Annotated in this window: 17 protein-coding genes, 1 pseudogene and 1 riboswitch; of the genes and pseudogenes, 7 read left to right on the forward strand and 11 right to left on the reverse strand. The window is 73.4% G+C overall.

Going from position 1 to position 20,001, the window contains the following annotated elements:
* Positions 1-74: 74 nt before the first annotated feature.
* From QYM41_RS09025 to QYM41_RS09075, 11 genes and pseudogenes are all read right to left on the reverse strand, one after another.
* A pseudogene (locus QYM41_RS09025) lies at positions 75-1,255 on the reverse strand (NAD(P)-dependent malic enzyme).
* Positions 1,256-1,457: 202 nt separating this feature from the next.
* The gene (locus QYM41_RS09030; RefSeq protein WP_368799414.1) at positions 1,458-2,078 is read right to left on the reverse strand and encodes a superoxide dismutase; all 621 of its coding nucleotides are present in this window, start codon (positions 2,076-2,078) and stop codon (positions 1,458-1,460) included.
* Positions 2,079-2,194: 116 nt separating this feature from the next.
* Positions 2,195-2,725 (reverse strand): SRPBCC family protein, encoded by a 531-nt coding sequence (locus QYM41_RS09035; protein ID WP_368799415.1) that lies wholly within the window; start codon positions 2,723-2,725, stop codon positions 2,195-2,197.
* Between the two features lie 440 nt (positions 2,726-3,165).
* The gene (locus QYM41_RS09040; protein WP_368799416.1) at positions 3,166-4,677 is read right to left on the reverse strand and encodes an MFS transporter; all 1,512 of its coding nucleotides are present in this window, start codon (positions 4,675-4,677) and stop codon (positions 3,166-3,168) included.
* Positions 4,674-5,060, reverse strand: coding sequence for a DMT family transporter (locus QYM41_RS09045; RefSeq protein WP_368799417.1), 387 nt, complete (start codon positions 5,058-5,060; stop codon positions 4,674-4,676). The genes QYM41_RS09040 and QYM41_RS09045 overlap by 4 nt, the downstream gene beginning before the upstream one ends.
* The gene (locus QYM41_RS09050; RefSeq protein WP_368799418.1) at positions 5,050-5,367 is read right to left on the reverse strand and encodes a DMT family transporter; all 318 of its coding nucleotides are present in this window, start codon (positions 5,365-5,367) and stop codon (positions 5,050-5,052) included. The genes QYM41_RS09045 and QYM41_RS09050 overlap by 11 nt, the downstream gene beginning before the upstream one ends.
* A gap of 7 nt (positions 5,368-5,374) precedes the next feature.
* The gene (locus QYM41_RS09055; protein WP_438612571.1) at positions 5,375-7,330 is read right to left on the reverse strand and encodes an alpha-amylase family protein; all 1,956 of its coding nucleotides are present in this window, start codon (positions 7,328-7,330) and stop codon (positions 5,375-5,377) included.
* 457 nt (positions 7,331-7,787) lie between these two features.
* Positions 7,788-8,723 (reverse strand): ABC transporter substrate-binding protein, encoded by a 936-nt coding sequence (locus tag QYM41_RS09060; protein WP_368799419.1) that lies wholly within the window; start codon positions 8,721-8,723, stop codon positions 7,788-7,790.
* Between the two features lie 60 nt (positions 8,724-8,783).
* A complete protein-coding gene (locus tag QYM41_RS09065) occupies positions 8,784-9,455 on the reverse strand; it encodes an ABC transporter permease (RefSeq protein ID WP_368799420.1) in 672 nt (223 codons plus the stop codon).
* Positions 9,452-10,126, reverse strand: coding sequence for an ABC transporter permease (locus tag QYM41_RS09070; RefSeq protein WP_368799421.1), 675 nt, complete (start codon positions 10,124-10,126; stop codon positions 9,452-9,454). The genes QYM41_RS09065 and QYM41_RS09070 overlap by 4 nt, the downstream gene beginning before the upstream one ends.
* A complete protein-coding gene (locus QYM41_RS09075) occupies positions 10,123-11,232 on the reverse strand; it encodes an ABC transporter ATP-binding protein (protein WP_368799422.1) in 1,110 nt (369 codons plus the stop codon). Before QYM41_RS09075 ends, QYM41_RS09070 begins: the two co-directional genes overlap by 4 nt.
* 113 nt (positions 11,233-11,345) lie before the next feature.
* Here QYM41_RS09075 and QYM41_RS09080 point away from each other — a divergent pair, with 113 nt between their 5' ends.
* The 7 genes from QYM41_RS09080 to QYM41_RS09110 all read left to right on the forward strand — a co-directional run bounded on the left by QYM41_RS09080 (position 11,346) and on the right by QYM41_RS09110 (position 19,948).
* A complete protein-coding gene (locus tag QYM41_RS09080; protein WP_368799423.1) occupies positions 11,346-11,879 on the forward strand; it encodes a 2'-5' RNA ligase family protein in 534 nt (177 codons plus the stop codon).
* 53 nt (positions 11,880-11,932) lie between these two features.
* A complete protein-coding gene (locus QYM41_RS09085; protein ID WP_368799424.1) occupies positions 11,933-12,169 on the forward strand; it encodes a DUF6953 family protein in 237 nt (78 codons plus the stop codon).
* Positions 12,170-12,256: 87 nt separating this feature from the next.
* A riboswitch (glycine riboswitch) is annotated at positions 12,257-12,359 on the forward strand.
* 150 nt (positions 12,360-12,509) lie between these two features.
* A complete protein-coding gene (gcvP, locus tag QYM41_RS09090; protein WP_368799425.1) occupies positions 12,510-15,380 on the forward strand; it encodes an aminomethyl-transferring glycine dehydrogenase in 2,871 nt (956 codons plus the stop codon).
* A gap of 31 nt (positions 15,381-15,411) precedes the next feature.
* On the forward strand, positions 15,412-16,530 hold the full coding sequence (gene gcvT, locus QYM41_RS09095; protein WP_368799426.1) for a glycine cleavage system aminomethyltransferase GcvT: 1,119 nt from the start codon (positions 15,412-15,414) through the stop codon (positions 16,528-16,530).
* A 112-nt stretch (positions 16,531-16,642) separates the two neighbouring features.
* Entirely contained in the window at positions 16,643-17,020 is a 378-nt protein-coding gene (gcvH, locus tag QYM41_RS09100; RefSeq protein ID WP_368799427.1) for a glycine cleavage system protein GcvH, read from the forward strand.
* Complete coding sequence (gene glyA / locus QYM41_RS09105; RefSeq protein ID WP_368799428.1) at positions 17,017-18,396, forward strand: serine hydroxymethyltransferase; 1,380 nt, start codon at positions 17,017-17,019, stop codon at positions 18,394-18,396. Before gcvH ends, glyA begins: the two co-directional genes overlap by 4 nt.
* A gap of 121 nt (positions 18,397-18,517) precedes the next feature.
* Positions 18,518-19,948, forward strand: a complete 1,431-nt coding sequence (locus QYM41_RS09110) for an L-serine ammonia-lyase (RefSeq protein ID WP_368799429.1) — start codon at positions 18,518-18,520, stop codon at positions 19,946-19,948.
* Positions 19,949-20,001 lie beyond the last annotated feature (53 nt).

Here is a 20,001-nt window from a genome sequence, read left to right on the forward strand (position 1 = left end):
TCGTCCTTCGTCGTCGTCCTTCGTCGTCCGTCGTCCGCCGCCGTGGTCGGACGACGGCGGCCGGGCGGGAACGGTCAGACGGCGGTGGTCTCCTGCACGCAGGCCGCCACGGCCTCGGCCACAGCGGGGGCGACCCGGGGGTCCAGGGCCGAGGGCACGATGTGCTCGGCGCTCAGGCCGTCCTCGGCCGCGATCTGCGCGATCGCTCGGGCGGCCGCCAGCTTCATCACCGGGGTGATCCGCCGCGCCCCGGCGTCCAGGGCGCCGCGGAAGATCCCCGGGAAGGCCAGGACGTTGTTGATCTGGTTCGGGAAGTCCGACCGGCCCGTGGCCACCACGGTCGCGTGCTTCGCGGCCACGTCCGGCATGATCTCCGGGTCCGGGTTGGCCAGGGCGAACACGATCGCGTCCTCGGCCAGCTCGGTCAGGAACTCCTCGGGGATCTTGCCCCCGAGACGCCCACGAACACCTCGGCACCCTCCAGGGCGTCCTTGGGTCCGCCGATCAGCCCGCGGGGGTTGGTGCGCGCGGCGTAGCCGGCCTTGATCGCGTTGAGGTCGTCGCGCTCGCGCGAGACGATGCCGCGGGAGTCCATCAGCACCACGTCCTCGATGCCCTGGGCCAGCAGGATCTCGGTGATCGCGATCCCGGCCGCCCCGGCCCCGGCGATCACGACCTTCAGGCCCGCCAGGTCCTTGCCCACCAGGGTCGCGGCGTTGAGCAGGGCGGCCAGGACGACGACGGCGGTGCCGTGCTGGTCGTCGTGCATCACCGGGATGTCCAGCTCCTCGATCAGCCGGGCCTCGATCTCGAAGCAGCGCGGGGCGGAGATGTCCTCGAGGTTCACCGCCCCGAAGCTCGGGCGCAGCAGCTTCACGGTGCGCACGATCTCCTCGACGTCCTGGGTGTCGAGCACGATGGGGATCGAGTCCAGGTCCGCGAAGGTCTTGAACAGGGCGGCCTTGCCCTCCATGACCGGCAGGGACGCGGCCGGGCCGATGTCGCCCAGCCCCAGCACCGCGGAGCCGTCCGAGACCACGGCCACGAGCCGGCCGGCCCAGGTGTGGGAGTTCGCCATGGCGGGATCGGCGGCCACGGCCCGGGACACCTCCGCGACCCCGGGGGTGTAGGCGATGGACAGGTCGCGGCGGGTGGCCAGCGGGGACTTCGACACCACGGAGAGCTTGCCGCCCTCGTGGGAGCGGAAGATCTCCTCGTGCGTGATGGGACCGGACGGCTGGTTCTCGTCGCTCATGGGCGTTCCTCGTGCTCTCGTCATCGAGTGCGGACAGGGTCCTCGCCATTGTGCCCCACGGTGCAGCCCCTGTCCCCGCGCGGACGACGCCCTCGACACCGTGCGGTGGACGGACGCGGACGGCACAGAGCCCCCCGGACCGTGCGGTCCGGGGGGCTCTGTCCGCGGGTCGGGCCCGCGGCGCCGACGGTGCGGGCGGGGATCAGATGATGGAGCGGCCCCCGGTGCGCGCCTTCTCGAAGCGCTCCTGGACGTCGGCCCAGTTCACGATGTTCCAGAAGGCCTTGACGTAGTCCGCCTTGACGTTCTGGTAGTCGAGGTAGAACGCGTGCTCCCACATGTCCAGCTGCAGCAGCGGGATCGTGGCGACCGGCACGCCGTTCTGCTGGTCGTACATCTGCTCGATGACCAGGTTGCCGCCGACGGGCTCGAGGGCGAGGATCGCCCATCCGGAGCCCTGGATCGTGGTGGCGGCGGAGGTGAAGTGGTCGCGGAAGGCGTCGAAGGACCCGAAGTGGTCGTCGATCGCCGCGGCGAGCTCACCGGTGGGCTTGTCGCCGCCCTCGGGGGAGAGGTTCTGCCAGAACACCGAGTGGTTCACGTGACCGCCCAGGTTGAACTGCAGGTCCTTGGACAGCTTGGCCGCGGCGGCGCCGTCGCCGTTCGCGCGGGCCTCGGCCATCTTCTCCAGGGCGGTGTTGGCCCCGGCCACGTAGGTGGCGTGGTGCTTGTCGTGGTGCAGCTCCATGATCTTCGCGGAGATGTGGGGCTCGAGCGCCGCGTAGTCGTAGGGGAGATCGGGAAGGGTGTACTTCTCGGCCACAGGAGAATCCTTTCGATTGCTGTCGTGTGGTTCCACCCTCGTCCCGCGCGCGAGCGGGGGTCAAGGAGGTTCCGCCACCAGCGTACGGTGCCCTGCCGGGCGGGCCGGACGGCGGGTCAGAAGAAGTCGGGCGGGCTCTCCAGCGGGCAGCGGGGCGGGTGGGCCGTCAGCTGGGACGGGACCGTGAACTCGTAGTCGCCGCTCTCGACCATCCGCCGGAGGGTCTCGAGCGCGTTCCGGGCGCTCCTGCGGGCGGCCGGCTCGAGCAGGCGCCAGAGCCAGACCTTCGACTCCGTGACCCGCCCGTCCACGACCTTCTCGATGCGGGTGCCGCCCTCGACCTGCTCCCACGTGATGGTCACCAGCAGGTCCACCAGGCCGCGGGTGGTGCGCATCCCCAGCCGCCGGCCCGGGACGTGCTCGGAGACGATGTTGACGAAGCCGAAGCGGAGGGGCCCCACGCGGACCGTGGACTCGATCGACGTGCCGAGCTGGAGCACGGCGGTGCTGACCTGGTAGTTCCGCTCCGGGATCGGGTTCCAGCGGCGCAGACAGCCGGGATCGAGCAGGAAGCGCTCCACCAGGCACGGGTCCGCGGCCACCACGACGGTGTCCTCCATCCGGAACGTGGTGCTGCCCTTCAGCATCGGGGCTCCCGCTCTCCCGCGGGGCGAGGGCTGGGCGCGCAGGGGCGCCGAACCCGCAGACCAGTGATTCGCATGTGCACAGAACTACCCCAGGCCCGCGCTGCCGCGCCACTGCCCCGCCGCGTGCACAGGGGGTGGAGAACCTTGTCCACAGGTGTGGAGGATCGTGTGCACAGCTCGAACACGTGTACGCCCGTTTCCGGTGGAACGGCTCCGATGCAGGTCAGGAGCGGGTCGACGCAGGGGACGACGGCGTAATTCCACCGATGGAAGTTATCCACGCTGTGGACAACCCCTGTGGAGAAGCTGTTGAGAAGACCGGATCCGGACGTCACGCGGAGTCGCACAGCAGCTTCCGGTCCACCGGGACGGGGACGCCGCCGCCCCGCGGCCGGAAGTGAGCGCCACCGATGGGGGGACGTGCAGCCGCGTGCTGCGGTTCAGGACCGTGCGCGCGAGCGCACGACGAGCGCGAGCGCCCCACATGCCAGGTAGCAGGCGAGCACCACGGTCCAGCCCACGGCGAACGAGCCCGTGAGCTGGAGCAGACCGCCCAGCACGAGCGGACCGGCGCAGAACCCGCCGTACAGGCCCATGGTCACCACGCCGGTCGAGGCCCCCACCCGCTCGGCGGGCACGGCCCGCATCGCGCCGGACATCACCACCACGCTCACCGCGAGGGCCGCGCCGCCGTGCAGCACGGCCGCCGGCCACACCGCCCACGCGAGTCCGGGGTGCAGAGGGGCCAGGACGAGCAGCACGGCGCTCGCGGCCGCCCCCAGGGCCATGCCGGCGAGCAGGACGAAGCCGTCCGCGCCCGGCCGGTCCATCACGCGTGCCCAGAGCACGCGCGAGGCGATGCCCACCAGCGCGGACACGGACACCGTGGCCCCCGCCGCGACGACGTCGAGGTCCAGCTCCCGGTGGGCGTAGAGCGGCAGGTAGACGTTGGCGGCCTGGGCTCCCAGGCCGGTCAGCGCGGCGGCCGCGGCGTACGCGCGGACGACGCCGGGCATCGGCGGCCGGCCCGCCGCACGCGCGCGCCGGGCCCCGCGCCGGGACGGAGACGCGGAGGCCGTCGAGGAACCGGACCCGGATGCGGAACCGGACGGCAACGCCGACGGGGACCCGGACGCGGACGGGAACCCCGACGGAGAGCCCGACCCCGACCCGGAACCGGACGGCGACGCCGACGGAAACCCGGACGCGGCCGGGAACCCCGACCCGGACGCGGAACCGGACGGCGACGCCGACGGAGACCCGGACGCGGCCGGCGACACCGTCGGAGAGCCGGACCCGGACGCGGACGCCGTCGGAGAGCCGGACCCGGACGCGGACGCCGTCGGGTGCGGGCCCGGCGACCCGCGCCCTGCCGGCGCCCCGGAATGGTTCTCGGGGACCGTCCACCAGCCGTGCACGAGCAGGAGCAGCACCACCCCCACGGCCACCAGGACCGCGATGCGCCAGCCCAGCAGCAGCCCGAGTGCGGGGAAGGTCAGACCCGCCACGAGCTGCGAGGCCTGCACGCCGGCCTGCTTGACCCCGAGCCAGCTCGCGCGCCGCGCGGCGGGCACGTGGAGGCGGATGAGCCGGTTGGTCGCGGGGTTCGCCATGACCTGCCCGAGCCCCGAGACCACCATGGCCAGCAGCAGCACGGCGTAGCCCGGTGCCGCGGCGGTGAGCAGCATGGCCAGCGCGGCGCCGACGAACATCACGAGGAGCAGGGCCCGGGCGCTCAGCCGGTCCGCCCAGCGGCCCGTGCGCACCGCGGCGAGGGCGGCCACGAAGAAGGTGGTGGTGGCCAGCAGCCCGAACTGGGCCTCCGTGAGCTCCAGGTCCTCGATCACGAGAGGGCTCATCGCCGAGAGGCTGTGGGTCAGCAGCGGTCCCACCGCCATCGTGGCGGTGAGCACGAGCATCAGGTGCGCCCCGGGGCCGCTCCCCCGGATCACCGGCCCTCCTCCCGGGGCGGGCGGTCGGCCGCGTGCAGGGCGACGACGCAGGCGACGATCCCCGCCAGGAAGAAGGCCTTCGTCCCGGACAGCTCCTCCTGGCCCGTGCCGGCCGCCCAGGCGACCGTGAGCACGGCCCCGATGCCCGTCCACACCGCGTACGCGGTGCCCATGGGCACCACCCGTGCGGCGCGGGCCAGGGTGAGCATGCTCAGCACCAGGAACACGGCGAACACCGCGGCGGGACCCGCCCGGGAGAAGCCCTGGGACGCGCCGAGCGCCGTGGCCCAGACGGCCTCCAGGACCCCGCTGAGCACGAGCAGGGCCCAGGCCCGGGCGCGCCGGTCCCGCCCGGCCCCGGCCGCCCCGGGCTCAGCCGGCAACCTTGAGCCCGATCACGCAGCCGACGATGCCGAGCACCAGCAGGACCCGGAGGGGCGTGGCGGGCTCCCGGCCGGTCAGCATGGACCACGCCACGGTCAGGGCCGCGCCGATGCCCACCCAGACCGCGTACGCCGTGCCCGTGGGCAGCTCGGCCATGGCCCAGGCCAGACCGGCGAGACTCACGGCGGACGTCACGACGAACACCGCGGCCGGCACGGGGCGGCGCAGGCCGTCCGAGGCCGCGAGCGCGGAGGCCCACACCGCCTCGAGGACGCCCGAGAGCACCAGCACGAGCCACGCGTTCACGGCGTGCTCAGTCCTTCGGGACCACGCGGATCCACAGGAATCCGTGGGCGTCCAGGAGCAGGCCGTGGCGCAGGTCCAGTTCACCGCCGCCCTGCAGCTCCGTGGCCTGCGGCAGGAAGCCCGAGAGGGTCTCCCCGGTGACGAACTGGGACCAGTCGGAGAAGTTGGCCAGGCACAGCACCAGGGTGTGGGTCCCCGGCCGCTGGTAGCCGAGCACGTGCGGGTTGCGCGCGTCGAACGGGACGAGCGTGTTGCCGTCGAACTCCGGGGCGCTCCGGCGCAGCTCGATCATCCGGCGGATGCCGCCGAAGATCCGGCCCTGGACCGAGAACAGCTCGTGGCGGCGCTCGTAGTCCTGGACGGGCCGCGGCGGGCGGTGCACCCACCGCGCGTCGCCGGCGTGGTCCGGGTCCTCGTCCCAGGCAGGGTCGTTGAGCTGGCCGACCTCGTCGCCCAGGTACAGCAGGGGGACGCCGCCCGTGCTCATGGCCACGGAGTGCGCGAGCAGGATCCGGTCCACCGCGGGCCCCGGGTCCTCCGCCAGGCCCAGCAGCGAGGCCGTGGTGCCGCACACGCGGCAGTCCCCCGTGCGGGGGTTCTCCTGGAAGGGCACCCCGTCCGCGAAGCTGCCGGGGTGGCGCCCCGTGTAGAAGGCGTTGAGGAAACGGCGGTGGTCGTGGCCCTGCACGCCCAGCCGGGCGGCGTCCTCGTCCGAGAACGTCCAGCCGATGTCGTCGTGCCCGCGCACGTAGTCCACCCACGCCGTGCCGGGCGGGAGGGCGTGGCGCTCCGCGAGGGCCTGTGCCAGCAGCTTCGGCTCCCGGGTGGCCATCGCCTCCCACGTCAGGGCCATCTGGAGCGGGTTGTAGGACAGCTGGCACTGACCCGGCTCGATGTACCGGGCGACCTCGTCCGGGTGGACGATCGCCTCGGACTTGAAGAGCACGGCGGGCGCCGCGATCCGGCACAGTGCGTTGTAGGCCCGCAGCAGCACGTGGGCCTGGGGCAGCGACTCGCACGTGGTGCCCAGCTGCTTCCAGATGAACGCGACGGCGTCCATGCGCAGCACCTCGACACCCTGGGCGGCGAGGAACAGCAGCTCGGCGGCCATCGCCCGGAACACGGCGGGGTTGGTGTAGTTGAGGTCCCACTGGAACGAGTAGAACGTGCTCCACACCCACCGCGGGTCCTCCTCGGTGGCCCGGACGCGCGTGAAGGACCCGGGGTGGTCGTCCGGAAAGATCTCCCGGGTGGTGCGCTCGAACTGCTCCGGCACGGTGCGGTCCGGGAAGATCCAGTAGTAGTCCTCGTACTCCCGCTCCCCCGCGGCGGCCCGGCGCGCCCACTCGTGCTCGTTGGAGGTGTGGTTGAAGACGAAGTCGAGGACCAGGCTGATCCCGTGCCGGCGCAGCTCGCGGCTCAGCTCGGCGAGCTCCTCCATGGTCCCGAGCGCCGGGTCCACGCGGCGGTACGAGGACACGGCGTAGCCGCCGTCCGAGTTGCCCTCCGGGGCCTCGAACAGGGGCATGAGGTGGAGGTAGGTCAGGCCCAGCTCCCGGAAGTAGGGGATCTGCTCCCGGATCCCCTGCAGGTTGCCCGCGTACCGGTCCACGTAGCAGACCCCGCCGAGCATCTGCCGCGCGCCGAACCACGCCGGGTCCTGCTCGCGCCGCGCGTCCAGGGCCTTGAGGTCGTCGGGGCGCTCGGCCCAGGAGCTCGCCAGCTGCAGCCCGAGCGCGGTGAGCTGGTCCAGGAAGTCCTCGCGGTGGCCGTAGATCTCGGCGAAGAGCAGCGTCAGCCGGGGGAAGTGCTCGTCGAACCGGCGGTCGAAGTCCGCCCACCCCGTGCCCGGCAGCTCGGCCGGGCGACGTTCGTGCACCTGCTGGCGTACGCACGCGGTGATCACGCGTGCCTGGTTCTCCGGCGACAGGCCCGGGATCCCGGGCGTACTGGTGTTCGGCACACTGCTCCTTCGGTCGTCCGCTCCGGGCGGGGCGGTCTCCGAACTCGAGATCCTCCTTGACGACGAGCCCTCGGACGGTCAGGGACACGCCCTCCGCCGGTCGGCGGGAGCGGTCCGCCCCTCAGCATACTGATGCGCCCCGGGCTTTTCACCGGAAGACCGGGGCGTGCCTCCCCATGCCTGTGCACAGAGTTGTCCACAGGTGTGGACGAGTCCTGGGGACACCGTGCCGGGCGCTCCGTCCGACCGCGCCGCGGCGGTCCTGCGGTGTCGCAGGACCGCCGCGGGCGACCGTCGAACGTGTGGAGAACCCTGTGCAGCGCGGCTGCCCGGACGACGGCAAGGCCGGGCCCGGGCGGCACCGGCCGGCCCGGAACCGTCGTCGGTCCGAGGGCCCGGGGCCCGCCCCAGGGCGCGGGGCCGGCCCCCTGGTGCGGAGCCGGACCCGCGGCCCGGCTCAGTACCCGTTGGCGGAGAGCCACTCCTCCGCGGCGGCGGCCGGGCTCACCGGCTGGTCGCCGCTGACCTTGCGGTTCAGGTCGATGAGGTCCTCCGTGGTGAGCTTGCCGGACAGCTCGTCGAGGGCGTCCACCGCCTCCTGGGGCAGCCGGTCGGCCGCGGCCAGGGGCACGACCTGCTGGGCGATGAAGTTGTTCTCCGGGTCCTCCAGCACCACGAGGTCGTTGTCGGCGATCGCCGGCGTGGTGGTGAAGATGTCGGCGACGTCCACGTCGCCGTTGAGCAAGGCCTCGACGGTCAGCGGGCCGCCGCCGTCGTTGATGGGCTCGAAGGACTGCGGGACGCACCCGTACTTCTGCTCGAGGCCGTCCAGGCCGTAGGCGCGCTCGGCGAACTCGGGCGGGCCCGCGATCACCAGCTGGTCGCACACCTCCGCCATGTCGGCGATGCTCGTGAGCCCGTACTGCTCCGCGGTCTCGGGCGTGACGACCATCGCGTCCTTGTTCTGCGCCTCGGCCGGCGCCAGCACGGTGAGCCCCTCCGGCAGGGCGCCGGGCAGGGCGTCCATGATCTCCTCCGCGGAGCTCGCGGTGGCCTCCGGGTCGGCGAAGAGCAGGAGGTTTCCGGAGTAGTCGGGGACCACGTCCACGGACCCGTCCTGCACCGCCCCCACGTAGGCCTCGCGGGCGCCGATGCCCATCGAGGTCTCCGTCTCGATCCCGGCGGACTCGAGCGCCCCGGCGTAGAGCTCGGCCACGATCTGGCTCTCGGGGAAGTCCGCGGAGCCCACGGTCACGGTCCCGGAGGCGCCCTCCCCGGTGGCCCCGTCCCCGGCGAGGGGGTCGCCGCCGCCTCCACAGGCGGTCAGGCCCAGGAGCAGGGCGGCACCCACGGCGGGAGCGGCGGCGCGGCGGCGCAGGAAAGCGGTGGTCATGGTGGTTCTCCTGTCGATCGGTGGCACGGGACGTCGGACGGTCACGGGGACGGCGAGGGGTCAGGGAGCGGCGAGGCGCAGGCCCGGCGAGGTGGACAGCCGCTGGGCCAGTGCCAGGACGGCGTCCACGGCGAGCGCGAGGACCGCCACGAGCACCACGGAGCCGAGCATGCGGTCGTAGTCGCGCACCGCGAGGCCGTCGATGAGGTAGCGGCCCAGGCCGCCGAGGTTGATGTAGGCGACCACGGTCACGGTCGCCACGACCTGCAGGGCGGCGTTGCGGATCCCGCCCAGGATCACCGGCATCGCGTTGGGCACCTCCACGCGGGTCAGCACCTGGCGGCCCGTCATGCCCACCGCCGCCCCGGCGTCCTTGAGGGCCGGGGACACGTTCGCGATCCCGGCGTAGGTCCCCGACAGGATCGGGGGGATCGCCAGCAGGACCAGCGCGATGATCGGCGGCACCAGCCCGAGCCCCATGAGCAGGGTGAAGAGGGTGAGCAGGCCGAGCGTGGGCAGGGCGCGCAGCGCGCCGGCGAGACCGACGACGACGCCGGACCCGCGCCCCGTGTGACCCACCCAGAGGCCCAGCGGGACCGCCACGGCGAGGGCCACGGCGAGGGTCATGCCGCTGTACGTCAGGTGCTCGAGGATCCGGGCGGGGATGCCCCCGGTCCCGGACCAGTTCTCCGGGTCGGTCAGCCACGACAGGGCGGCGCCGGCGAGACTCATGCGACAGCTCCTCTCCGCACGCGGGGGACCCCGGCCGTGCCGGCCCGCTGCCAGCGCGTCAGGGCGTGCCCGCCGCCCCGGAGCAGGAGGTCGATGAGCACGGCCAGGACCACGGTCAGCACGATGCCCACCGCGATCTCCTCGAGGATGGACCGGCGCAGCCCGTCGGTGAACAGGGTGCCGAGGGACTGCACGCCGATGACGGCGCCCACGCTGACCATGGAGATGTTGCTGACCGAGGCGACCCGCAGCCCGGCGACCAGCACCGGCACCGCGAGCGGCAGCTCCACCGCGAAGAACCGCCGCAGCGGGCGGTAGCCCATCGCCGTGGACGCCTGCAGGACGTCCCGGTCCACGGACTCGAACGCGTCCACGGACGAGCGGACCAGGATGGCCACGACGTAGACGGTCAGGGCCACGACCACGTTGACCACCGAGGTGATCTGCGTGCCGAGGACCAGGGGCAGCACCACGAACAGGGTGAGGGACGGGATGGTGTAGAGCAGGGAGGAGCCCGTGACGAACACCGGGCGCAGGGTGCGGTTGCGGGCCGCGAGCCGGGCCACCGGGATCGCGATCAGCGCGCCGAGCAGCAGCGGCAGCACCGACTGGACGAGGTGCGTGCCGGTGAGCTCCAGGACGTAGGGCCAGTTCCGGCTCGTCCAGCTCATCGGGGCGTCCGCCCGCCGAGCCGGGCGTCCTCGATGGCCGCGATGATCTCCCCCGGCTGCATGATCCCGACCGCCCGGCCGGCGTCGTCGACGACCACGGCCAGGCCCGACGGCGAGGACAGGGCCGCGTCCAGGGCGCTGCGCAGGGAGCTGCCCGGCCGGTGCAGGGTGCCGCCCACCACGGGGTCGTCCTCCGCCCCGGGCCGCACCCAGCCGCGGGGGGCGCCGTCGTCGTCGATCCGCAGCATCCACCCGTCGGGGACGCGCCCGCCCCCGGACCCGGCCACGCCCGGGGTGCCGTCCGGGCGCACGGTCGCCACCGGGTGCACGGGGATGTCGTGGGCCGAGTCGAAGGTCAGGGAGCGGAAGCCGCGGTCCCGGCCCACGAAGTCCGCCACGAAGTCGTCGGCGGGCGCGCGCAGCAGCTCCTCCGGGGTGGCGTACTGCGCCAGCCGCCCGCCCGTGGCGAAGACGGCCACCCGGTTGCCGAGCAGGACCGCCTCGTCGATGTCGTGGGTGACGAACACGATGGTGCGGTGCAGGCGGTGCTGGAGGTCCAGCAGCTCGCGCTGCAGGTCCTGGCGCACCACGGGGTCCACGGCGGAGAACGGCTCGTCCATCAGCAGGACCGGAGGGTCTGCGGCGAGCGCCCGGGCCACCCCCACGCGCTGCTGCTGGCCGCCCGAGAGCTGGGACGGGTAGCGGGAGCCCAGCCCCGCGTCGAGGCCCACGGTGGCCAGAAGCTCCCGGGCCCGTTCGCGCGCCTGCTTCTTCGGCACGCCGTTGAGCCGCGGGACGGTGGCGATGTTGTCCACCACGGTCCGGTGCGGCAGCAGCCCGGACTGCTGCATGACGTAGCCCATGGAGCGGCGCAGCTCGTGGGCGGGCACGGAGGTGACGTCCCGGCCCTCCACCGTGACGGTGCCGGAGGTGGGCTCCACCATCCGGTTGATCATCCGCAGGGACGTGGTCTTCCCGCACCCCGAGGGCCCCACGAACACGGTGAGGGAGCCGCGGGGGATCTCGAGATCGAGGGCCTCGACGGCCGTGGTCCCGTCCGGGTACGTCTTGCCGGCGCCCTCGAAACGGATCGCGATGTCGGTCATGGAGGTCCTCCCGTTGCCGTCCGGCCAGTATAGGCAAGCGCTCCGGACGCCCCGCTAGACTCGCGTCCACCGGAGGCCGCCCCCGCGGGGTCTCCGGCCGACCCGGAGGAGGTGTGACGGTGCACAGCCTGGAGCTGCTGCTCGGCGAGGACTCGGAGGCCGCCGTGCGCGCCGACTGGGACCGGCTGGCGGAGGCAGGGCTGCCCAGCTCCGGACGGCACCGCTCCGCGTCCAACCGGCCCCACATCACCCTGGTGGCCGCCCCGTCCCTGGCTCCCGCGACCGTGCCCGGGATCGACGAGCGGGTCGCCGCGGCCGCCGGGTTCGTGGACCTCCCGCTGGCCAGCGCCGGCGTACTGCTGTTCGGCCCCGGCCGGGGCGGCTACGTGGTGGTCCGCCAGGTCGTGACGACCCCCGAGCTGCTCGAGCTGCACCGGCGGGTCTGCGACGCCCTGGGCCCGGTCCCCGGACAGGCGCGCACCTCGTTCCCCGGCGCCTGGACGCCGCACGTCACCCTGGCCCGCCGGATGCGCCCGGAGCAGGTGGCCGCGGCCCTGGACGTCCTGTCCCCGCACCCCGAGCCGCTGCGCGCCGTGGCGCTGCGGCGCTGGGACGCGGACGCCCGCACCGTGGTGCAGCTGGCCTGAGGCCGGCCCCGGCGGGCGGCGGCACCGGCGGCGGACCCGCGTAGGCTCGGGGCATGACGAGCGCACAGGACATCGCCCAGTGGATGATCGACCGCATCCGGACCGAGGGACGGCTGTCCCAGGAGCAGGCGGTCGAGGACATCCCCGCGACCTTCGGGCCGGAGTGGGTCCGGACCCTGGAGAACGGGCACACCGGGATCAGCAAGGAGGTCCTCTCGGAGTTCCGCAAGGCCCACGGCGGCACGGTGCAGTGGGACCGCGACCGCCGGTTCTGGTCCGTCAAGGGCTGACCCGCCGGGGCCGGCCCGGGTCGCCCGGCCGCGTGATGCTGGACACCCCTCCGCCGGCCCGGCTATCCTGAACGCAGAAGACGCCCATGAACCGTGGTGGGAGAGTCCCGCCGGTGCCCTCGGACCGGCGGGCGCCGTAGGAGCAATTCCTCCCCAGGAAACTCTCAGGCCCCTGTACCACCACGGTTCGGCAACTCTGGAAAGCAGCCCGGCGCGCGTCGCCGGTCTCACCGACGGTGCAAGCGGCCCACGGCCGCGGAATCTCTCAGGTCCCAGACAGAGCGGGGAGGAACTCGAACCGATCCACGCCACCCTGGCGTGCAGCACCCGGGAGTTCCTCATGACGATCCAGCTCGACACCACCTCCTCGACGACCGTCTTCGCCGACCGGCACATCGGTGCCGGCTCCGACGCCGTCCGGACCATGCTCGACCGCGTGGGCCGGTCCAGCCTCGACGACCTCGCCGACGCCGCCGTTCCCGCCGACATCCGCCAGGACGCCCCGCTGGACCTGCCGGCGGCGCTCAGCGAGCAGGAGGTGCTCGAGCGCCTGCGCGCCTTCGCGGACCGCAACACCACGGCCGTGCAGATGATCGGCCAGGGCTACTACGACACCCACACCCCGCCGGTGATCCTGCGCAACGTGCTGGAGTCCCCCGGCTGGTACACCGCCTACACGCCCTACCAGCCCGAGATCTCGCAGGGTCGCCTCGAGGCGCTGCTGAACTTCCAGACCATGGTCGCCGACCTCACCGGCCTGCCCGTGGCCAACGCCTCGCTGCTGGACGAGGCCACCGCGGTGGTCGAGGCGGTGCTGCTGATGCGCCGGGCCAACAAGGCCCGCGGCAACGGGGCGATCGTGGTGGACGCCGACACGCTGCCGCAGACCCTGGCCGTGCTGCAGGCGCGCGCCGAGGCGCTGGACTTCGCCGTGCAGGTCGTCGATCTGACGGCCGGGCTGCCCGAGGGCGAGATCACCGGCGTGGTCCTGCAGCAGCCCGGGGTCTCCGGGCGCGTCGTCGACCACGCCGCGGTGATCGCCGAGGCCAAGGAGCGCGGGGCGATGGTCACGGTCGCCGCCGACCTCCTGGCGCTGACCCTCATCACCCCGCCCGGCGAGCAGGGCGCGGACATCGCGGTGGGCTCCTCCCAGCGCTTCGGCGTCCCCCTGTTCTTCGGCGGTCCGCACGCGGCCTACATGGCCGTCCGCTCCGGCCTGGAGCGCAACCTGCCCGGCCGCCTGGTGGGCGTCTCGAAGGACGCCACGGGACGGTCCGCCTACCGCCTGGCCCTGCAGACGCGCGAGCAGCACATCCGCCGGGAGAAGGCCACCTCCAACATCTGCACCGCCCAGGCCCTGCTGGCCGTCGTGGCCGGCATGTACGCCGTGTACCACGGCCCCGACGGGCTGAGGGCGATCGCCCTGCGCGTGCACGACCGCGCCCGGACCCTGGCCACCGTGCTGCAGGACGCCGGTCACGAGCTCGTCGCGGACCAGTTCTTCGACACCCTCACCGTGCGGGTCCCCGGACGGGCGGAGCAGGTGGTCCGCGCGGCCGAGGGCCGCGGCGTGAACCTGCGCCACGTCGATTCCGACCACGTGGGGATCTCCTGCGACGAGGCCACCACGGAGGAGCACCTGGTGCTCGTCGCCGAGGCGTTCGGCGTGGCGGACGCGGACGCGGCCGTCGCCGCCGGACCGCGCGGCCTCGAGCTGGCCGAGGGGCTGCGGCGCACCTCGGAGTACCTCACCCACCCCGTGTTCTCCACCCACCGCTCCGAGACGCAGATGCTGCGCTACCTGACCCGCCTGGAGAACCGGGACCTGGCCCTGGACCGGACGATGATCCCGCTGGGCTCCTGCACCATGAAGCTCAACGCCACCGCCGAGATGGCCGCCATGAGCTGGCCCGAGTTCGCCTCGATCCACCCGCTGGCCCCGGCGCACCAGACCACCGGCTGGCGCGAGCTGATCACCGACCTGGAGCACCGTCTCGAGGAGATCACCGGCTACGCGGCCGTGTCCCTCCAGCCCAACGCCGGCTCCCAGGGCGAGCTCGCCGGCCTGCTCGCCATCCGCGGCTACCACCGGTCCCGCGGCGACGAGCAGCGCACGGTCTGCCTCATCCCCGCCTCGGCCCACGGCACCAACGCCGCCTCCGCGGTCCTGGCCGGCATGAAGGTCGTCGTGGTGAAGACGGCCGGCGACGGCACCATCGACCACGCCGACCTCGACGCCAAGATCGAGGCGCACCGCGAGCAGCTGGCCGCCATCATGATCACCTACCCCTCCACCCACGGGGTCTACGACGCCGACGTGCGCCAGGTCTGCGACGCCGTGCACGCCGCCGGCGGCCAGGTGTACCTCGACGGCGCCAACCTCAACGCCCTGGTCGGCCTCGCCCAGCCCGGGAAGTTCGGCGGGGACGTGTCCCACCTGAACCTGCACAAGACCTTCTGCATCCCGCACGGCGGCGGCGGGCCCGGTGTGGGACCCGTGGCGGTCGCCGCGCACCTGGCGCCCTTCCTGCCCGGGGACGCCACCGGCTCCGAAGCCCCCGGCGCGGCCGGCGCGCCGATCTCGGCCACGATGTTCGGCTCGGCCGGCGTGCTGCCGATCTCCTGGGCCTACATCGCGATGATGGGCGGCGACGGGCTCACCCGGGCCACGCAGACGGCGCTGCTGACGGCCAACTACGTGGCCACCGCGCTCGACGAGCACTTCCCGGTGCTCTACACCGGCAACAACGGCCTCGTGGCCCACGAGTGCATCCTCGACCTGCGGGCGCTCACGGCCCGCACCAAGGTCACCGCCGAGGACGTGGCCAAGCGGCTGATCGACTTCGGCTTCCACGCCCCGACCCTGTCCTTCCCGGTGGCCGGAACGCTGATGGTGGAGCCCACCGAGTCCGAGGACCTGGCCGAGATCGACCGGTTCATCACCGCGATGACCACCATCCGCGAGGAGATCGAGCAGGTCGCCCGCGGGGAGCTCAGCGCCGAGGAGAGCCCGCTGCGCCACGCCCCGCACACCGCGGAGGTCGTGGCGGCGAGCGACTGGGACCGCCGCTACTCCCGTGAGCAGGGCGCGTTCCCGGTCCCGGAGCTGCGCCAGGACAAGTACTTCCCGCCGGTCGGCCGCATCGACGGCGCCGCCGGGGACCGCAACCTGGTCTGCTCCTGCCCGGCCCCCGAGGCGTTCGAGAACTGATCCGGCACCGCACCGCCACGAAAGGCACGACATGACCGTCACGACCTCCCGACACACCGCCCTGCACGACGAGCACGCCGCGCTGGGGGCGTCCTTCACCGACTTCGGCGGCTGGGACATGCCGCTGAAGTACGGCTCCGAGCTCGCCGAGCACCGGGCCGTGCGCGACGCGGCCGGCCTGTTCGACCTCTCCCACATGGGCGAGGTCCGGGTGACCGGACCGGACGCGGCGACGTTCCTGAACACGGCCCTGGTCGGCAACCTCGCCGCCATCGCCGTGGGCCGGGCCAAGTACTCCCTGATCTGCACCCCCGATGGCGGGATCATCGACGACCTGATCAGCTACCGGCTGGCCGAGGACGAGTACCTGGTGGTGCCGAACGCCGGCAACGCCCCGACCGTGTTCGCGGCCCTCCAGGAGCGGGCCGCCGGCTTCGACGTCACCGTGGCCGACGAGTCCGCCGACACCTCGCTGGTGGCCGTCCAGGGCCCGTCCGCGCAGGCGCTCCTGCAGGAGCTGGTCCCCGCCGAGCAGCAGCAGCTGGTCGCCGAGCTGAAGTACTACTCCGCCGCACCGGCCACCGTCGCCGGGATCGACGTGCTGCTCGCCCGCACCGGCTACACCGGGGAGGACGGCTTCGAGCTGTACGTGGGCAACGAGCAGGCCGTGCCGCTGTGGAAGGCGCTCCTCGAGGCCGGTCAGGGTCACGGGCTCGTCCCCTGCGGACTCGCCTGCCGGGACTCCCTGCGCCTGGAGGCCGGGATGCCGCTGTACGGCCAGGAGCTGACCCGGGACCTGACCCCCTACGAGGCCGGGCTCGGCCCGGTGGTCTCCTTCAAGAAGGAGGAGGACTTCGTGGGCCGCGCGGCCCTGGAGTCCCGGAAGGCCGCCGGGGTGGCGCGCACGCTGGTCGGCCTGCGCGGCGAGGGCCGGCGCGCGGCCCGCGGCCACTATCCGATCAGCGTGGACGGCAGCGTCGTGGGCGAGGTGACCTCCGGGGCCCTGAGCCCGACCCTCGGCTACCCCATCGCCATGGCCTACCTCGACAACGAGCACGCCGAGCCCGGCACCGAGGTGCAGGTCGACCTGCGCGGCAAGCCGGTGCCCTTCGAGGTCGTGTCCCTGCCCTTCTACCAGCGCGGGCAGTGATCCGCGCCCGGCCCGCCGACCAGCGGGCCGGGCCCGGCCCGTCCGCACGTCCCTGCCGTCCGTCGTCCGCACGTCCCCGCTGTCCGCAGCGCCTGCCGAAAGGTTCCCGATCATGAGCAACATCCCCTCCCACCTGCGCTACTCCGCCGAGCACGAGTGGGTGGACGAGTCCTCCCCCGTGAAGGTCGGCCTGTCCGCGGTCGCCGTCGACGCCCTCGGCGACGTCGTCTACCTGGACCTGCCCGAGGCCGGCGCCACCGTCACCGCGGGCGAGGTCTGCGGCGAGGTCGAGTCCACCAAGTCCGTCTCCGAGCTCTTCGCCCCGGTCTCCGGCACGGTGGCGGAGGTCAACGCCGCCGTCGTCGACGAGCCCGGTCTCGTGAACTCCGACCCCTACGGGGACGGCTGGCTGTTCACCGTCGAGGTCACCGAGGAGGGCGAGCTGCTCACCGCCGAGCAGTACGCCCAGGCCCAGGAGGACCAGGCATGAGCACGTACCCGGCAGCGCAGCAGGACGTGAGGACCCTGGACGCGGATCTCGCCGAGCTCGATCCCGAGGTCGCCGCGCAGATCGACCTCGAGCTCGGCCGGCAGCGCGAGGGCCTCGAGATGATCGCCTCCGAGAACCACACCGCCGTGGCCGTGATGCAGGCCCAGGGCTCCGTGCTCACCAACAAGTACGCCGAGGGCTACCCGGGACGTCGCTACTACGGCGGCTGCGAGCACGTGGACGTGATCGAGCAGCTGGCCATCGACCGGCTCAAGGCACTGTTCGGCGCGGGCTTCGCGAACGTCCAGCCGCACTCCGGGGCACAGGCCAACGCCGCGGTCATGCACGCGCTGATCAAGCCCGGGGACACCATCCTGGGTCTGAACCTCGCCCACGGCGGGCACCTCACCCACGGCATGAAGCTCAACTTCTCCGGCAAGCTCTACCAGGCCGTGCCCTACGGCGTGGACGAGGCGCACTGCATGGTCGACATGGACGAGGTCGCCCGCCTCGCCCGGGAGCACCGCCCGCAGCTGATCATCGCCGGCTGGTCCGCCTATCCCCGGCAGCTGGACTTCGCGGCCTTCCGCGCGATCGCCGACGAGGTCGGTGCGTACTTCATGGTGGACATGGCCCACTTCGCCGGACTGGTGGCCGCGGGGCTGCACCCCAGTCCCGTGCCGCACGCCCACGTGGTCACCTCCACGACGCACAAGACCCTGGGCGGCCCGCGCGGCGGCATCATCCTCTCCAACGAGGCCGAGATCGCCAAGAAGATCAACTCCGCGGTCTTCCCGGGCCAGCAGGGCGGTCCGCTCGAGCACGTGATCGCGGGCAAGGCCGTGGCGTTCGGGATCGCCGCCGGGGAGGACTTCCGCCGGCGCCAGGAGCGCACCCTCGAGGGCGCCTCGATCCTCGCCCGCCGGCTGCTCTCCCCGGACGTGGCGTCCCGCGGGATCTCGGTGGTCAGCGGCGGCACGGACGTGCACCTGGTCCTCGTGGACCTCCGCGGCTCCGCACTCGACGGCCGGCAGGGCGAGGACCTGCTGGCCCAGGTCGAGATCACCGTGAACCGCAACGCCGTGCCCTTCGACCCGCGCCCGCCGATGGTCACCTCGGGGCTGCGCATCGGCACCCCGGCCCTGGCCACCCGCGGCTTCGACGCCGAGGCCTTCGCCGAGGTCGCCGACATCATCGCCGAGACCCTCATCGCCGGGGCGGACGCCGCGGCCGAGAGCGCCCGGGTCGAGGGCTCCGGGGGCACCGGGGCTCCGGGCGCCGACCCGGCCGTGCTGGCCGGTCTGCGGGCCCGCGTGCAGCGGCTGGCCGCGGACCACCCGCTGTACCCGGGACTGGCCCCGCTGGGCGAGGGCTGAGCACGGCCCGCACCGGGACACCGTCGAGGACCGTGGTGCGGGCCGGGCCCCGGCCCGCACCACGACCGTTCCACCCACCGCCCCGCACCGGGGCACCACCCTCCCTTGGAGCATCACCGTCATGGCCATCAGCGTCTTCGAACTGTTCACCGTGGGCATCGGCCCCTCGAGCTCCCACACCGTGGGCCCCATGCGCGCCGCGCGGCGCTTCGCCGAGACCCTGACCGAGGGCGGGCTGCTGGAGCGCACGGCGGACCTGCGGGTGGACGTCTACGGCTCGCTGGCCGCGACCGGCCGCGGCCACGGCACCTTCACCGCGATCCTGCTCGGCCTGGAGGGCTACGACCCCGAGGCGGTCCTGCCCGACGAGGTGGACGAGCGGCTCGCCGACCTCGCCGCCACCGGGACGCTGCGGCTGTGCGCGGCCCTCGGGCACCGGAAGGACCTCCCCTACCGGGTCGAGGACATGGTGCAGCACCCCCTGACCGTCCTGGAGCGCCACACCAACGGTGTGCGCTTCCGGGCGCTGGACGCCTCCGGCGCCGTGCTGGCCGACGAGACCTGGTTCTCCGTGGGCGGCGGGTTCATCGTCCAGGAGGGCGAGGAGGACGCCGCCGCGGCCGAGCTGGACGCCGCCAGCGCCCAGGTGCCCCACCCGTTCCGCACCGCCGAGCAGCTGCTGGACCACTGCGCGCGCACCGGTCTGCCGATCAGCCAGGTGATGCTGGCCAACGAGCGGACCTGGCGCAGCGAGGAGGAGATCCGGCAGCAGCTGCTGCACATCTGGACCGTGATGGAGGAGTGCAAGGACTCCAGCCTGGGGCGCACCGGGCCGCTGCCGGGCGGGCTGAACGTCGCCCGCCGCGCCCCCGAGTGGCACCGGCGGCTGCGCACCGAGGACCCGGACCGTGACCCGGGCTTCTGGCCGGAGTGGGTGAACCTCGTGGCCCTGGCGGTCAACGAGGAGAACGCCTCCGGCGGCCGCGTGGTCACGGCCCCCACCAACGGGGCCGCCGGCATCATCCCGGCGGTGCTGTTCTACGCCACCCACTACTCCCCCGCGGCCCGCGCCGCCGCCGCGGAGGGCCCGGAGGCCCTCGAGGCGGCCCGGCGGGACATCGTGGTCCGCTTCCTGCTGACGGCCGGCGCGGTCGGGGTGCTCTACAAGGAGCAGGCCTCGATCTCCGGGGCCGAGGTCGGCTGCCAGGGCGAGGTGGGCTCCGCGTCCTCGATGGCCGCCGCCGGCCTCGCCGAGGTCCTCGACGGGACGCCCGCCCAGGTGGAGAACGCCGCGGAGATCGCCATGGAGCACAACCTCGGGCTGACCTGCGACCCGATCGGCGGACTCGTGCAGATCCCCTGCATCGAGCGCAACGCCATCGCCGCGGCCAAGGCCATCAACGCCGCCAAGATGGCGATGTGGGGCGACGGCACCCACCGGGTCAGCCTCGACGAGGTCATCGTGACCATGCGCGAGACCGGGCGGGACATGAGCCACAAGTACAAGGAGACCGCCCTGGGCGGACTCGCCGTGAACGTGGTGGAGTGCTGAGCGTGAGACGCTGAGCCCGCGCGGACGGGACGCTCCCGGACGCGCGGGCACCG

Origin of the sequence: Kocuria oxytropis, from assembly GCF_040981195.1 — a bacterium.
Lineage (GTDB): Bacteria > Actinomycetota > Actinomycetes > Actinomycetales > Micrococcaceae > Kocuria > Kocuria oxytropis.

Bases quoted from the DNA above. Each gene is read 5' to 3' on its own strand.
- QYM41_RS09110 (WP_368799429.1), top strand. From the start codon at position 18,518: ATGGCCATCAGCGTCTTCGAACTGTTCACCGTGGGCATCGGCCCCTCG.
- gcvP (WP_368799425.1), top strand. From the start codon at position 12,510: ATGACGATCCAGCTCGACACCACCTCCTCGACGACCGTCTTCGCCGAC.
- QYM41_RS09070 (WP_368799421.1), bottom strand. From the start codon at position 10,126: ATGAGCTGGACGAGCCGGAACTGGCCCTACGTCCTGGAGCTCACCGGC.
- QYM41_RS09035 (WP_368799415.1), bottom strand. From the start codon at position 2,725: ATGCTGAAGGGCAGCACCACGTTCCGGATGGAGGACACCGTCGTGGTG.
- QYM41_RS09075 (WP_368799422.1), bottom strand. From the start codon at position 11,232: ATGACCGACATCGCGATCCGTTTCGAGGGCGCCGGCAAGACGTACCCG.
- glyA (WP_368799428.1), top strand. From the start codon at position 17,017: ATGAGCACGTACCCGGCAGCGCAGCAGGACGTGAGGACCCTGGACGCG.
- gcvT (WP_368799426.1), top strand. From the start codon at position 15,412: ATGACCGTCACGACCTCCCGACACACCGCCCTGCACGACGAGCACGCC.
- gcvH (WP_368799427.1), top strand. From the start codon at position 16,643: ATGAGCAACATCCCCTCCCACCTGCGCTACTCCGCCGAGCACGAGTGG.
- QYM41_RS09060 (WP_368799419.1), bottom strand. From the start codon at position 8,723: ATGACCACCGCTTTCCTGCGCCGCCGCGCCGCCGCTCCCGCCGTGGGT.
- QYM41_RS09085 (WP_368799424.1), top strand. From the start codon at position 11,933: ATGACGAGCGCACAGGACATCGCCCAGTGGATGATCGACCGCATCCGG.
- QYM41_RS09065 (WP_368799420.1), bottom strand. From the start codon at position 9,455: ATGAGTCTCGCCGGCGCCGCCCTGTCGTGGCTGACCGACCCGGAGAAC.